This window comes from Cellulophaga sp. 3_MG-2023 (assembly GCF_030546975.1).
In the GTDB taxonomy this organism is placed as follows: Bacteria; Bacteroidota; Bacteroidia; order Flavobacteriales; family Flavobacteriaceae; genus Cellulophaga.
This window is the reverse complement of the sequence record NZ_JAUOPS010000004.1, coordinates 297,651-311,704: the sequence shown is the minus strand read 5'-3', so window position 1 is coordinate 311,704 and position 14,054 is coordinate 297,651. Positions and strand designations below refer to the sequence as shown.

The following is a 14,054-nucleotide window of genomic DNA, read 5'->3' as shown; positions in this document are numbered from 1 at the left end:
TATATGATGATTCTTACAGAAGCACTTTAGCTAAAAATTAGTGAATTTTTACTTGTTTTTTACCACAGTACTTTGTTAGCAATATGTTTGGTTTCTTTAAAATGTCTTTTATCCTAATTACAAATTGTATTTAATTCTTGATACTCAGATATTGATACAGTTGAGATTTCCTGACTACTTGAAATTTTAATACAGGTTAAATTTGAATTTCTATCTACCCTCAAATCTATTAATTTTTGATTGTTACTAACATCGAGACTGGTAAGTAAGTTACTTGAACTATAAAGGTGTGTTAAACTAGTATTATTTTCTATATTTATGTCTTGAAGCTTGTTGCCAGAAATTAACAAACTTTCTAACAATGTATTAGAGCTAAAGTCTACTGTTGTAAGCTGATTAAGTGTTAATAACACATTTTTCAGATTTAAAGCATCATTAGTGTCAATAGATCTCAATAGGTTATCACTAATAAGTAAATCTTCAATAGATTCATTTTTAATATTAATTTCTTCAAAGTTATTATAGGATAAATTCATCTTTTTCAAATTTAACAATTTTGATACCCCATTAATTGAACTAAGTTTATTTGAATGAATATCCAATAAAATTAGATTTGAGTTGTTACCAATATCAATATTGGTAAGATGGTTTCCATAAAGAAATAAAGTATCTAACTTAGTGTTAAAGCTTAAGTCAACACTTTTAATTTCCTGCATAGCCGCAGACAATAATGTTATGTTCACAAACCCCTGAATTCCTGTCAAATCGATTATTTCACCAAAATTGGCAGAAAGGTTTAAATTCAATTGACTTACTGCTTCAGCATCTGATTTTAATATTTGTTGGTTAATGATACCGTCTGAATCTATGCCTTGCTCAATTAATTTTGTTTCAAAATGAATATCTGGAATACTTAAATAAATATCATTTATCGGGTTTTGGATTTCATTGTCATTTGAACATGATACAATGTGAAATAGTCCTAGGATAATAATTATGTAAGCTTTGTTATTATAGGTAATTTTCATTTTTTTAATTATTGCTAACTACATATAAACGCAACTCATTGCGTTTATTTCGCTAATATGGTTGTATAAACGCACATTTGGCTTGCTAGTTGTTTTATCTTTTTCATTTTTAAAAGCCAAATCAAAAGATTTGGCGAACTTAGTAAATATACACAAACCTTTGTTTAAACACCAAAAACCGTATAATTATAGCCATTGCTGCCCACAGTTATTTTTCAGGAGTTAGTTTAAATTCAGTTCGTTTATTTCCACCCATTCCCATAAGCGAAAAATTAGTTTCAACGTCCATAATTCCGTCATATGATATCCAATATCCTTTTTCTAAATCAAATTCAGCTATTGCTTTGTGGGACATTCTCATAAATGTTTTTTTATCAGCTTTATTTTTAGAAAACATATTCATAATTCTATTTCCGAAATCTCCAGAAACGAATTCTTCAATATCATATTCGACAACAGCAATCTTTTTTCCGTTATCGCTTTTAATGTCTTTAAGTTTTACCACGTTTTTTTTGGAAAGTGTATCCGCTTTAAAGTTTTGGTCCATCGAAATCATATCAACTTTCACTTCCCATTGGTCTCCAATTGAAACTGGTTTAGTCGGAAGTTCAAACAATATCGAAATCAAGTTGTTTTGAGCACTTTTGTAGTAGAAACTCAACAATTCTCCGTCAGGACTTACTTTCCCTCTTAAAACTACATTTCCATTCATTTTAGCCATTCCTGAAAATAAAGTTTTGGTTGTGTCTGCTTTCTCTTTTTTAAGCATCATAGCAATGTCCACATTTCCGTTTTTGTCAGGAAATAGTTTTGTTTCGTATTTCAAGTTAGATAATTGTTCTTGCATTGCTTTAAACATTCCGCTCATTTTTTTTGAAATAGAATCGTTCTCGGTTTGTTCTTCGCTTTTCTCTAGAACTATATTTCGCATTACTGTTTTATAAGTCAGCGTATCGCTTATTTTCCACTTTAAATCCACAGTTTCTTTTTGCTGTGCGTTTAATGATAATGCGATTAGTATAAATGGAAGTAATAGTTTTTTCATAATTATATACAGCGTTTATGTATAAGAATAGTTGCGGGTTTGTATTCTCGAGGATTCTCCGAAAGGAAATAAGACGTTACAAACACGCAACGCCCCTTGATTAAGCACTAAATCGCAATTATTTTTATAAGGTGTTGGCAATAGTTATTTTATTTTCTTTCCGTTTCGATATTCTTTTTTGGTTTCAGTACCGTCGTCATTCAGGCAGTATTCCGTTCCGTTTTTCTTTCCGTTAATAAATTCACATCGATATGTCATTTTCTCTCCGTTTTCTCCATAACAAAACTGAAGTCCGTGTTTCTTTTTTCCTAAATATTGACAACTATAAGTCAGTTTTCCGTTTTTAAATTGTTCAACAAGGATTTTTATTCCGTCATCATTATAAGTTGTAGTTTCAAAAATTTCGCCATCCAAATGATATTTAATTTCTTTTGAAAGGGCTAATGGTTTATTCGGATTATATATCGTTTTATTGGAAACTCTTATTTCTTTTCCATTATAATATAGATTACTCGACAGAATAACTCCATTTTTATATTCCTCTTCATAAACTAAATGTCCGTTTTTCCGTTTGCTTTGAGCAACTCCAGAAAACAGTTGGTCAGTAGCGTTTTTATAAACCAAATTAATCTCAATGTAGACTTCTTTCATTCCGATTATTTCTTGCGAAATCAGTTCGTTGAAAGTAAAAAACATTAATAAAATTAGTAGGTTTCTCATTTGGTTTTAATTACTGCCAACGTGTTTGTATATGGTTTGTTGCGGGAAATCCGCGAGGATTTTCCGCCGTGACCTAAAGATAGCAAATTGCAATGAATTCCGATTAGGAATTCAGCCGCAATGAGCTATACACGTTGTTGCCACACGTTTTTTATTTAAATATGTCATTAAAAACCTGATTAATGTCATTCGCAATATTGACATTTAATTCATTATCTGTTATTTGAAGCTTGTTAATATTTTTGCCAGCTGTCCAATCAACAAAAAATTTGCTTTCTACTCGCTCACCGTTGAGAATTTCTTCGTGCTTTTCGTTCAGTTTTTTGATTTTAACATCGAATAGCTGCATTTTCTCACTTGATTCAGTTCCGTACAAGAATTCAGATAGATTTTTCATATAGTTTTTTCTTTTATGTTATAGAGCAAAGATATGAAAAATATTAATACGATAGTTTTTACCTATGGCGCTCTTAGAGTTTATATGTCAAAACTATTTATCCCCTTGATGTGGAAGAGCCACTTTTAAACTGAACTTTATTCGGGACGTTGTTTCGTTAGTCAAATTTTCAGAAGTTGAAGCTCCCAAATTCAGAACTTGAATTTTAAGTCCGCCACCTATTTTGCTGTTTTCTTCATTAGAAGCAGTTACAGCAACGTCAAAATCCACAGTTGTTAAATGTCTTCTACCATCCTTACCATCCTTTCTCCAAATAGAAGTTGTTTGGTCGTGGTCTTCTATTTGTTCCATTATGACTGGATTTATTATTGCTCCATTCGATTCGGCAAATTCCTTTGAATCATTAACAGACTTAATAATCGATTTCAAGGTTGTGGTAATAAATTGGTCTAATTCCATATGTTTTTCTCAAATGTGTGGCAACTAGTGGATAAACGTAACTCATTGCGTTTGTTCCGCCAATATGGGTGTATAAACGCACATTTGGCTTATTAGTTGTTTTTTTTGGTTGTTAAATTTTCCTACAATGTAAAACTATTTTTTATACCCTAATTAGGGAAATGTGTAATTGGGTAGTTTTTTAGTATGGTTGGTAGTTTTTACATCTTAGATAAAATTTGAGCTTTTTTATCATCAAATTCCTGTTGGCTTATTAACTCTTGTTCTAAAAGTTGTTTTAGTTTTTTGAGATTTGTAACAGGATCATGATTAACATCTGGCTTTTGATTGTTGCCAGAGTTTGGTGTATTTACAATAATTCCACCACCCGCTCTAGCTCTTGAGTTTTCTAATTCTCTTTGTCTTCTATATTCATCCATTTCTTCTTCTCTTTCTTGTGCATACCTATATAAAAGTCTAGCTTGGGATTTTGGTAAGTAATCTAGAGATATAATACCACCACCTTTTAATTTTTTCACGGTGAATGTTGCTCCTAAAATTCCTTCTTTCATATGGCAATCAGCGATTTCCTTCCATAATAAATCTTGAAAGTTCATAGAAAGACCAAACGATTTTGGTCGGCAAAAGATTATCCTTTTGCTTGTTAATGCTATAGAGTCAGGCGAAAGGTTTACTGCTGGTTTTTTTTGAACAGCAACATATTCAACTATTTCATCCTTAGTTAGTAGCTCCCCAATTTTCCCCAAAACTTTTTCAACAGTTTTTGGGTCTTGTGATTCGTTCAGAAATTTTTTTAAATCCATTTATATCAATTTTAATTCTTTTTTTTAATGTTCTAAAAAAAAAGATTGTTATACGCATAAACTATTTATAGCGTCAAATTTTCACACAATGTATAATTAGTTTTCATACTTTAATTACGGATATCTGTAATTGGGTAATTTTTTAGTATAGTTGGTATTGGTTTTTTTGTTTTGGTAGTAAAAGCAGCACTAAGGCTTGCTTTTTGTTAATTTCTTTCTGTACCAACCCTAAAAAAAACCACCAATAAAAACCTATTTTTGTTTTTAGTTATGAAAGTATGTATTGCAGAAAAACCAAGTGTTGCCCGTGAAATTGCCGCCGTATTAGGTGCTAATGCCAAACATGATGGCTATTACCAGGGCAATGGCTATGCAGTAACCTATACTTTTGGCCATTTATGTACCTTGTTTGAGCCTAACGACTACAAACCACACTGGAAAAGTTGGGACCTTAACAACCTGCCAATGCTACCTAATAAGTTTAAAACTAAGGTGGTAGACAATGCCGGAATTCAGAAACAATTTGGTATTGTAAAAAAATTATTTGATAAAGCTAGTGTTGTAATTAACTGTGGTGATGCTGGGCAAGAAGGGGAGCTTATACAACGTTGGGTTATAGACCAGGCAGAGTACAAAGGTGAGGTACAGCGTTTATGGATATCGTCTTTAACTACAGAGGCCATAAAAGAGGGGTTTACTAAATTACAACCCGCTACACAGTATGATAATTTATACTACGCAGGTTTTTCTAGAGCCATTGGAGATTGGCTTTTAGGGATGAATGCCACACGCTTGTACACCGTTAAGCACGGTGGTTACAAACAAATGCTTTCTGTTGGGCGTGTGCAAACGCCTACTTTAGCAATGATTGTAAATAGGTTTAAAGAAATTGAAAACTTTAAACCACAACCATACTGGGAGCTGCAAACCTTGTATAGAGATACCTTGTTTAATTGTGAGGAAGGTAGGTTTTTAAAGAAAGAAGAAGGTGAGGCTTTTGCTAAAAAAGTACAAGAAAACGATTTTGAAATTGCATCTATAACCAAGAAAAAAGGAAAAGAGTATGCGCCTAAGTTGTTTGATCTTACTGGGCTGCAGGTGTATTGCAATACCAAGTTTGGGTTTTCTGCAGATGAGACTTTAAAAATAGTTCAGAAATTATACGAGCAAAAAGTGGTAACATACCCAAGGGTAGATACTACTTTTTTACCTAATGATGTGTACCCAAAAGTAGCCGGAATTTTAAAAAAGCTAACCAAATATCAAAATTTAACAACCACCGTATTAGCGGGTAAAATAAGAAAATCTACCAAGGTTTTTAACGATAAAAAAGTAACAGACCACCACGCAATTATACCTACAGGTGTAGAAATGAATCTGCAATACAGTCAGCAACAGGTGTATGATATTATTACCAAACGTTTTATTGCTGTTTTTTATCCAGATTGTGAGGTTGCTAACACCACAGTAGTAGGTAAGGCAGATACAGTAAGTTTTAAAACTACCGGAAAAGAAATTTTAGAAAAAGGTTGGCGTGTAGTTTTTGAAAATCCTGATGCTAAAAATAAACCAGAAAAAGGCATTTTACCAACATTTGTAAAGGGCGAAAAAGGAGCGCATGAGCCATCGTTTTTAGAAAAGGAAACAAAGCCACCAAATCAGTTTACAGAGGCTAGTTTGCTGCGTGCAATGGAAACCGCAGGTAAGCAGGTAGATGATGATGAAATGCGAGAGTTGATGAAAGAAAACGGTATTGGAAGACCGTCTACCAGGGCAAATATTATAGAAACACTTTTTAGACGCAAATACATAGAGCGTAAAAAAAAGCAGTTGTTGCCAACCCAAACAGGCATACAGCTTATAGATATTATAAAAAATAAATTGTTGACTTCTGCCGAGCTTACTGGTATGTGGGAAAAACAATTAAAACAAATTGAAAGTGGCAATTACCATGCTGGTGTTTTTATAAAGAACATGAAGCAAATGATTGATGATTTGGTGTACGAGGTGCGTACAGAAAAAAGGCACGTAAAAATATCGCACGCAGCAGCAAAAGCAGCAGCTCCAAAACCCAAAAAGGAAAAGAAAACGGCAGCAATGCAGGGCAAAACTTGTCCTAAATGTAAACAGGGTCAAATTTTAAAAGGAAAAACAGCTTACGGTTGTAGTGCTTATAAAACGGGTTGTACATTGGTGTTGCCTTTTGTTTTTAAGGATAAAAAAATATCAGAAAAACAATACATACGTTTACTAGATAAAGGTTGTACGGTAAACTTAAAAGGCTTTAAAACAGATAACGGAACCACAGAGGGCTTGTTGCGTTTTAATGATGATTTTAGCTTGGTTTTAGAAGAAAAAAAGACTGTTGTAAAACATAAAAAAGAGCAACAACAAGAGGTTCCAGACCCAATGCCGTGCCCTGTTTGTACTACAGGTAGTGTGCTAAAAGGCAAAACAGCTTATGGTTGTAGTAATTATAAAAATGGCTGTAATTTTAAGTACCCTTTTAGTTTGCTAAGAGAAAAAGCAGCAGACAAGCCTTTAACCAAAGAACTGGTGTATAAATTATTAAGCAAAAAGTAGTAATGCTTTTTTAAGCATTACTAGCAGTAGTTTTTACAAGCTTGTATTTTATCATTAAAAATATGCCGTAAATAAAACAAGGCAAGGCTAATACTGTAATTAGTGCAGCAGTCTCTAAAGACATAAGTTCGCTTATTTTTTCTTTTATAGGCATACCTACAACATCTAAATCTGCTACAAAATCTATTATGGTGTGCACAATAATTAAAGGGTACAGTCTTTTTGTTATTACTAATAAAAAGCCAAACATTACACCAATAAAAGTAGCGTAAATAAGCTGTGCCAACTCGCCATAAATACCGGTATCAAAATTTAAAAGATGAATAACACCAAAAAAAAGTGCTGCGGTAAAAACAGAGATAATACTATTTTTACGCGTGTTGCCTAAATAATTTATAAGGTGAGATTGTAAAAAACCTCTAATACTTAATTCTTCTGCAAAGCCTATAGAAATACAGTATGTTAAAAAAAGCAATACGTTTGGTAGCAATGTTTGTATATCTACAACATCTATAATTAGTATGTTTAAGAGTACTAAATATATTAGAGGAAATAGTAACAGGTACCATTTGTTTACTTTTCTTTTTTGAAGCCCTGCTAACTCTCCAAGCTTATTTTTTTGAATAAAAAAGTAAGAAACAGCAATTAAAATTAAATTGGCACAAATATTTAAAAGTGTGTGTATGGCATAGGATTCAATTTTTTTTTGAATGAAAAGGTATGATAGGTATTCTCTTATACTTAAAATTAAAAGTAGAGCTGTAATAAAAAGTATTAGCTGATTCCAGAACTGTTTTTTGGTCATAACAAATGGTCTTAGTAAGGTTGTTTACTTACTAGACGTTAATAACGCTTATAACGTTGCCTAAACAAAGTTGTTTTTAGTGTATTTTGTCTTTAAGTTCTAGTAATGCAGCATACGGGTCTCCTTTTAAACCTAATAATTTAGCAAAAGCGGGTTCTGTTTTTATGCCGCTATTTTTTAATTCTTTTATTTGCTGCTTAAAATCAATTCCCTTTTCTTGTAAAATCTGATGCTCTATAACCATATGCAGGTATGCATTTTGTTTGGTTGTAGGTATATCTTGACCAAATATTTCAAACAAAAAATGCTCTGTTCTAAACTCTGCAATTGTAGCTGTAATGTTGTTTTGTAAAGTGGTATAAACTTTAAAGTTTTTATAAGTAGAAAATTCCTGTTGCAAGTATGCTAAAAACTCAGCGTTATTTTTACATTCACAAATAATATCTAAATCACTCTCTGCAATATCAATATCTATTGGTATTGTACCAGTTAAAATAGGATTGTACTTTTTAAGTTTCTCTAGAATTTTATATTTGTTTAACTCAGAAAAAGCCAATCTTTGTCTTTGGTTTCCGTGTTTAAGGTATGCTATGTTTTTAAAGTTTATTGCCAAGCCTTTATGCTTTAATCGTAATACTCGTTTCCGTTAGCGTCTATATAACCTGTTTTATTATTGGTGGTTGTAAATTTAGCCAATCCGTTAGCAAAAGGCTCTACATTTTTGTATTTAACTTTTGTAATGTTGTAATACCCAACCTTATTGTTTGTCTGTACTTTTAAAATGCCGTTTGCGTAGGTTACAGCATCAAAATAACGTACCGTATTGTTGTATAAAACACCTTGTTTTTTGCCTTTGTTAATTAGTACAGCATTTAAAAATATTTCTGTAGCGTAAAACATAGATTCGTTAGCATCAAACGTTACTTTTTTTGTTCCATTTGGAAAATTAATTTTATCAATTCCCGCAGCACTTATACTTTCAATTTCTTTGGGTGCAACGTTTTCTTCACCATCGTAACCCACTAATTCTGTTACAATAAATGTATTGTTTTTGCGTAGTATTTTATAGGTGTAATTTGGTACTGTGCCACAAACTTCTGTTATTAAGTTAGCTTCTTTTACTTTAACGCCATTTTCGTTAATATAAAACATACTATTTTTTTCATCTAAAACTTGTAAAAAACCATTTAAGCGTACAGCTGTTTTTAGGTTTTTTAAAATCACTTTTTCATCATTCTTATGTACCTCAAAAGTGTTTGTATTTAAATTTTTATACAGCTTAAAATTGGTTCCAAAAGCAGAAATTAACGAATCTTTTTTTTGTGCAAAAGAACTCATTGTGCTAATTGTTAAAATAAAAATTAAAAGTGTTTTCATAGGTTGTTTTGTTACACTAAGCTAACAAATTAACAGGAGTAACCATATCATTACTCTTATAGCTTAATACGTAAACAGGTTTTTCTTTTTTTGATGGATTTGCTATTACAAACTCTATAGTGTTGTTTGTATACTTCTCAAACATAATATTAGCTTTTGCAGTAGCTTCTTCTTCGGTTATAGTGTTTGCTTCTAGTTCCTTATTAAGAGCTTCTATTTTAGGATTTACATCTTTATCGTTTACAATAAACTGCTCAAGAGCAATATTTTTTTTAGCTAAAATTTTAGCAGATTTATTGGCAATTATAACACCTCCAATTTGCCATTCTTTTTGACCTTGACCATTGGTTTCAAAAACAATATACCCAACAGTTCCAGATATAGAATATACAGGCGTATTTCGTTCTAATTTAATCTTGTATAGTTTTTTTAAACTGTCTATTTCTTTTTCTGTGAGGACTCTATCATGGGTTAAGTTTTCTAAAATACTGGCTTGTGTCCTTTTCATATCTCCTTTGCCTTGGTAATAGTTAATGATACTTATAATACCTACAACTAGCATAATAGCAAATAAGATTAATTTAATGTAGCCCATAATTTTTGGTTTTTTATAAAAGCAGAAATATGCTTTTTTATAGTTTGGTTTAAGTGCAATTTATAAGCACTACAGTAGTAACTAACGTCTTTTTAATAGAATAGTTGTGTGGTAAATTAGAAATTTAGGGAATGTTACTCCGTAGCCTTTATTTTTTTTGCAGCGTCGGATGCTATTATTAATCCGGCAGCCATCATAATAATATCTTTTAAAACTAGCCTCCCTGCTCCAGAAAGGTATGGGAACCCGTAGTGAGGAGTAGGCATATCTCCGCCTAAATTAGGGACATAAACCTCTGGAGTGGTGATTAAGAAAGTTAACGTAACAATAGACATTCCAAAAGTTAATAAACCTCCCCAAAGACCAATTTTAGGGAACCAAATTCCCAATAGAGTTAAAATTCCTATGGTTACAATAACAGTTCCTAATCCATAAGAAAAAATATAGGTATTGTTTAATTTGTGCCAGCTTATATTCTCCTGTACCATTTTACCCTCAGGGTTTTTGTGGAGCTTATATTCTTGAACATATTCACCATCTATATTATAGCTTTCTTTAGAAGCGTTTTCATAAAAAAAACTCATAAAAGGACTATTTGTTACAAAAGGAACAATTCCGTCAGCTTCATATTGATAGGCTTTTAAACCACCAATCCAGGCCATTACAATAAATATAGCGACTCTAATAAAATTTGTAAAATGTAGTTGTTTGTGTATTAAAAAGGTAAGTAAGTTGTTCATAATTATGATTCTTTTAAAGAACAAAATTATGTGTTGAAAAACGATTTAAGAATGGATAAAACAGGATTAATAATGGACTATTTTGCCACAATAGAAATTCCTACTTCTTCTCTAAAATGTGTTGGTGATAGTCCAACTTCTTTTTTAAAGTACCTGCTAAAATAAAATTCATCATCAAAGTTTAATTCTAGGGCAACCTCTTTTACCGTTTTGTGTGTTAAGTGCAGTAATTTTTTTGCTTCTAAAATAACACGCTCTTGTATTAGTTGTGTTGGTGTTTTTTTAAATCGATATTTTACTTTTTTACTGAAGGAAGATGGGGACATTGTTAGTTTATTGGCGTAGAATGAAGGATTTCGTTCTTCACGAAAATGCAACTCTAGCATTTCTTGTAACATAAATAAGTCATTGTTATTGCTTTTTAAACTGGGTGTAGATCCCAATTGATGATCTTTTTCATTACTGCAAATTGCTAAAATAAGTTGCAAGTAAGATTTAAGAACAGAGCTAGAAAACCGTTTGTTTACCTTAACTTCTTTTTCCATTTTAGTCAACAATTCCGATATTTCATCAAATACAACTTTGTCAAGTGTAATGTACGGTTGTAAATAAACATTGTTAAACAAAAGGCCATTACAGGCAACTTCGTCTTTTTGAAACTCAATGCAATAAAAGTCTCCATGAAACTGGAGTAATTTTACTTTTGAAGAAGTAGTGTTATGCCATTTTAAGGTCTGATAAGGAGAAAGAAATAATATAGATTTTTCCTTTGTAATGTATTCTACAAAGTTGACAGAAAAATGGGAATCTTCTTCTAGTAATAATATAGAGTATAAAGGAACATTATAATTTTCAGTAATTTTTTTTGCTTCCTTAAATTGAATTGAGAACATTTTCTTTTGTTTAAATTATTTAAAATTTATTCGGCATAGAAGCTATGTGTTTGTTATAGAGTTAAATGTATAAATTACAATTACGCTATTATAGGAAGTTTTGGTTATATACTATTTTTTAATGTAATTTGATGCTTATCAACTGTTTCAAAAATAATTTGATCTTCCTCTTTGTAAAAGGGAATATTGTTATGTAACAATCGTTCTTTAAAAATAGTTAAGTCTCCAATAAAATTTATACTTTTAAAACCGTTGTCTGGTGTTTTGTTTAGTGAAAAATCTGTTTCATTTTCGCTATTCCAATAGTACTGAATTTCAATAAATAAATTATTTTGTTGGTACATCCATTCTCTGTTTTCTAGTGCATCAATATCTGTTCTTGGAGCTTGTAAATTTTTATCGCCCAAAAAATATAATGTAAATCCTTTTCCTCGGTTTACATACATCCTAACAAATAATTTTAGATCTAAAACATCTTCAAAACACTTTATACTCTTTATAGGGTCTTTTGTCCTAATCGTAATTAGACCAAGTATTGGGTTGTCTAATAATGGAGAACTAGTGTTGGGAGGGGTTTGTTTGGTGTTTTGTTTAAATGTTTTTTGGATAAACTCTATCTGATGATTTTCTAAATCAGCTGTGTGCGATAAATACCCAATAGCACCAAATTGAAATGGTTCTTTAATAGGTATATGATACTCTTTAATTTTTTTATAAACTCTTTGTATATCATCTACAAAAAGACTGTATTTCCAATAATTATCTGTTGCTGTTTCTTGGTATTTTATTTTTGTTAATTCTGGGGTATATTTTAATTGAAGGTAAAAAGGAGAATCTTTAAAGCCTAAATTGTAAAATGTAGAGCCACTTTTCACGTATTTTTCTTCTAGTCTAAAACCAAGTATATCAACGTAAAAGGATATTGTTTTTTCTGGTTCAAAAATTTGTAGTGTAAAACTGTGTAACTTCATATATACGTATTTTGGCTGCTTTTATAACTTATAAAAACAGCCTTTTTTTATAATTAATATTGTTTTAAAACTTTAAACTCATCATAGCTTAAAAGCCATTGGTCATTTACTTTCTCCCATTTTTCTTGGTATATTCTGCCCTCACCAATGTTCATACTCCATTGCGATGCTAAAAACACGCTAGTATTTGTAGTAACTTTAAATGTTGGGTTGTGGTAGGTTAGGTTTGTAGCACCATCGTGAATTAGTTTATCCCAAAAACTATAAATGCCCTGTTTGCCATTAATGTTCGCAAATGGAAGCGCATTTAATGTTGCGTCTTCTGTATATCCATTACCACAAATGTCACTTTTTTTAGTATTAAAACCATTTGTAAACTTCATAGACGCTTTTATTGCATCTTCTAAAATTAGATGACTCGCTATAGGGTTTGTATCATTTTCTTTAGGGGATGTAAACTGCTCCAAAAGTTTAAAGTCGTCATATGTTAATACCCATTTTCCGTTTTTATTTTCCCATTTTTCTTGGTAAATAATACCTTGACCAATATTCATACTCCAATTTGCAGATAAAAATGCGGTTGTTTCGTCTACAACTTCAATACTAACGTTAGTGTATATTATATTAGTAGCTCCAGATGTAATTAAGGATGTCCAAAATTCAGAAATTTCTTCTCTTCCTGTTTTTATGCCAAAAGGCATAGAACGCATTACGGTGTTATCATCATAAGCTTGTACGCAGGCTTCTACATTGCCTTTGTTAAAATTTGTTATCCACGCCTTACTGGCACTTAATACGTCCAATGCTATTGCATGATGTGCCGTTGGTGTATGTTCTGTAAAAGATTGTTTAACTAGTTTTTTTTCAGTTTTTTGCCCATAAGAAGCAACCGCCATTAATGTTGTAAGTATAATAATAGTTTTTTTACTTTTCATTTTGAATGTTTTAGAATTGTAGAACAAAGAAAAATGAATTAACGGGGTATAACCTGTGACATTTGTTACAACATTAGCTTTTATCTAAAATTAGTATTTCTTTTTGTCCAAGATGTAGTTTGTTATTTTTTTCAAGCGTTTTTAGGAGTCTAGAAATTACTTCTCTGGTTGTACCTAATTCTTTTGCTAATTGTTGATGCGATTTATTTACGGTTAAATTACTTGCTTCTGAAACGAGATAATCAAACAAGCGGTCTTTAAGAGGTTGAAATGCTAAAATTGAATACTGATTAATTAGGTAGTTGTAACTTTCTCTAAAAGTATTGGTCGTAAAGGTGTTCCACGATTTGTATTTAAAGTTCCAATCTTGCACAAACCGTACAGGAATATTTAAAATGGTACAGTTTTCTTCAGCAATTGCATTTACAGTACTTTTACAGTCTTCAAAACAAGCAGATAAGGATAAAGTACAAGTTTCCATATCACCTAAATAATAAATAAGAATTTCTCTATTTTCATTTTTTTGGTAGACTCTTACTTTTCCTTTTAAGACTATTTTTAATACTTTTATATATTGATCATATTTAATTATAAAATCTCCTTTTTTATGTGTTGTAATAGTAGCATTCTGCCTAAGTTCATCTTGTAGCTCTTCTTCTGTAATTTGTAATTGAGTTATGAAATCGTTTAGCATTTGAACTAT

General features: G+C 31.2%; 16 protein-coding genes. 1 reads left to right on the top strand and 15 read right to left on the bottom strand.

The window, feature by feature from the left end:
• Positions 1–113 precede the first annotated feature (113 nt).
• The 6 genes from Q4487_RS12735 to Q4487_RS12710 all read right to left on the bottom strand — a co-directional run bounded on the left by Q4487_RS12735 (position 114) and on the right by Q4487_RS12710 (position 4,452).
• Entirely contained in the window at positions 114–1,028 is a 915-nt protein-coding gene (locus Q4487_RS12735) for a hypothetical protein (RefSeq protein ID WP_303542846.1), read from the bottom strand.
• Between the two features lie 208 nt (positions 1,029–1,236).
• Positions 1,237–2,073, bottom strand: coding sequence for a hypothetical protein (locus Q4487_RS12730; RefSeq protein ID WP_100894776.1), 837 nt, complete (start codon positions 2,071–2,073; stop codon positions 1,237–1,239).
• 144 nt (positions 2,074–2,217) lie between these two features.
• Positions 2,218–2,724, bottom strand: coding sequence for a hypothetical protein (locus Q4487_RS12725; protein ID WP_303542850.1), 507 nt, complete (start codon positions 2,722–2,724; stop codon positions 2,218–2,220).
• Between the two features lie 220 nt (positions 2,725–2,944).
• Positions 2,945–3,190 carry a hypothetical protein gene (locus Q4487_RS12720; protein WP_303542852.1) on the bottom strand — a complete coding sequence of 82 codons (246 nt, stop codon included), beginning with the start codon at positions 3,188–3,190 and terminating at the stop codon, positions 2,945–2,947.
• A 93-nt stretch (positions 3,191–3,283) separates the two neighbouring features.
• Positions 3,284–3,649: a hypothetical protein gene (locus tag Q4487_RS12715; RefSeq protein WP_303542854.1), complete on the bottom strand. Its 366-nt coding sequence runs from the start codon at positions 3,647–3,649 to the stop codon at positions 3,284–3,286.
• Between the two features lie 200 nt (positions 3,650–3,849).
• Positions 3,850–4,452 (bottom strand): PH domain-containing protein, encoded by a 603-nt coding sequence (locus Q4487_RS12710; RefSeq protein ID WP_303542855.1) that lies wholly within the window; start codon positions 4,450–4,452, stop codon positions 3,850–3,852.
• A gap of 270 nt (positions 4,453–4,722) precedes the next feature.
• On the opposite strand from Q4487_RS12710, the gene Q4487_RS12705 reads away from it, so the two are divergent.
• Positions 4,723–7,035 carry a DNA topoisomerase 3 gene (locus Q4487_RS12705; RefSeq protein ID WP_303542857.1) on the top strand — a complete coding sequence of 771 codons (2,313 nt, stop codon included), beginning with the start codon at positions 4,723–4,725 and terminating at the stop codon, positions 7,033–7,035.
• 10 nt (positions 7,036–7,045) lie between these two features.
• On the opposite strand, the gene Q4487_RS12700 is transcribed toward Q4487_RS12705, so the two are convergent.
• The 9 genes from Q4487_RS12700 to Q4487_RS12660 form a co-directional block, all read right to left on the bottom strand.
• Positions 7,046–7,840, bottom strand: a complete 795-nt coding sequence (locus Q4487_RS12700; protein WP_303542859.1) for a CPBP family intramembrane glutamic endopeptidase — start codon at positions 7,838–7,840, stop codon at positions 7,046–7,048.
• A 76-nt stretch (positions 7,841–7,916) separates the two neighbouring features.
• Positions 7,917–8,453: a DUF4269 domain-containing protein gene (locus Q4487_RS12695; protein ID WP_303542861.1), complete on the bottom strand. Its 537-nt coding sequence runs from the start codon at positions 8,451–8,453 to the stop codon at positions 7,917–7,919.
• An 11-nt stretch (positions 8,454–8,464) separates the two neighbouring features.
• A complete protein-coding gene (locus Q4487_RS12690; protein WP_303542863.1) occupies positions 8,465–9,217 on the bottom strand; it encodes a hypothetical protein in 753 nt (250 codons plus the stop codon).
• Between the two features lie 16 nt (positions 9,218–9,233).
• Positions 9,234–9,812, bottom strand: a complete 579-nt coding sequence (locus tag Q4487_RS12685) for a hypothetical protein (RefSeq protein WP_303542865.1) — start codon at positions 9,810–9,812, stop codon at positions 9,234–9,236.
• Positions 9,813–9,946: 134 nt separating this feature from the next.
• On the bottom strand, positions 9,947–10,552 hold the full coding sequence (locus Q4487_RS12680) for a DUF417 family protein (RefSeq protein ID WP_303542867.1): 606 nt from the start codon (positions 10,550–10,552) through the stop codon (positions 9,947–9,949).
• A gap of 77 nt (positions 10,553–10,629) precedes the next feature.
• Positions 10,630–11,445 carry an AraC family transcriptional regulator gene (locus Q4487_RS12675; RefSeq protein ID WP_303542869.1) on the bottom strand — a complete coding sequence of 272 codons (816 nt, stop codon included), beginning with the start codon at positions 11,443–11,445 and terminating at the stop codon, positions 10,630–10,632.
• A 104-nt stretch (positions 11,446–11,549) separates the two neighbouring features.
• On the bottom strand, positions 11,550–12,416 hold the full coding sequence (locus Q4487_RS12670) for a VOC family protein (RefSeq protein WP_303542871.1): 867 nt from the start codon (positions 12,414–12,416) through the stop codon (positions 11,550–11,552).
• Between the two features lie 53 nt (positions 12,417–12,469).
• Positions 12,470–13,351 (bottom strand): nuclear transport factor 2 family protein, encoded by an 882-nt coding sequence (locus Q4487_RS12665; protein WP_303542872.1) that lies wholly within the window; start codon positions 13,349–13,351, stop codon positions 12,470–12,472.
• Positions 13,352–13,424: 73 nt separating this feature from the next.
• Complete coding sequence (locus Q4487_RS12660) at positions 13,425–14,045, bottom strand: Crp/Fnr family transcriptional regulator (protein ID WP_303542874.1); 621 nt, start codon at positions 14,043–14,045, stop codon at positions 13,425–13,427.
• Between the last annotated feature and the right edge of the window lie 9 nt (positions 14,046–14,054).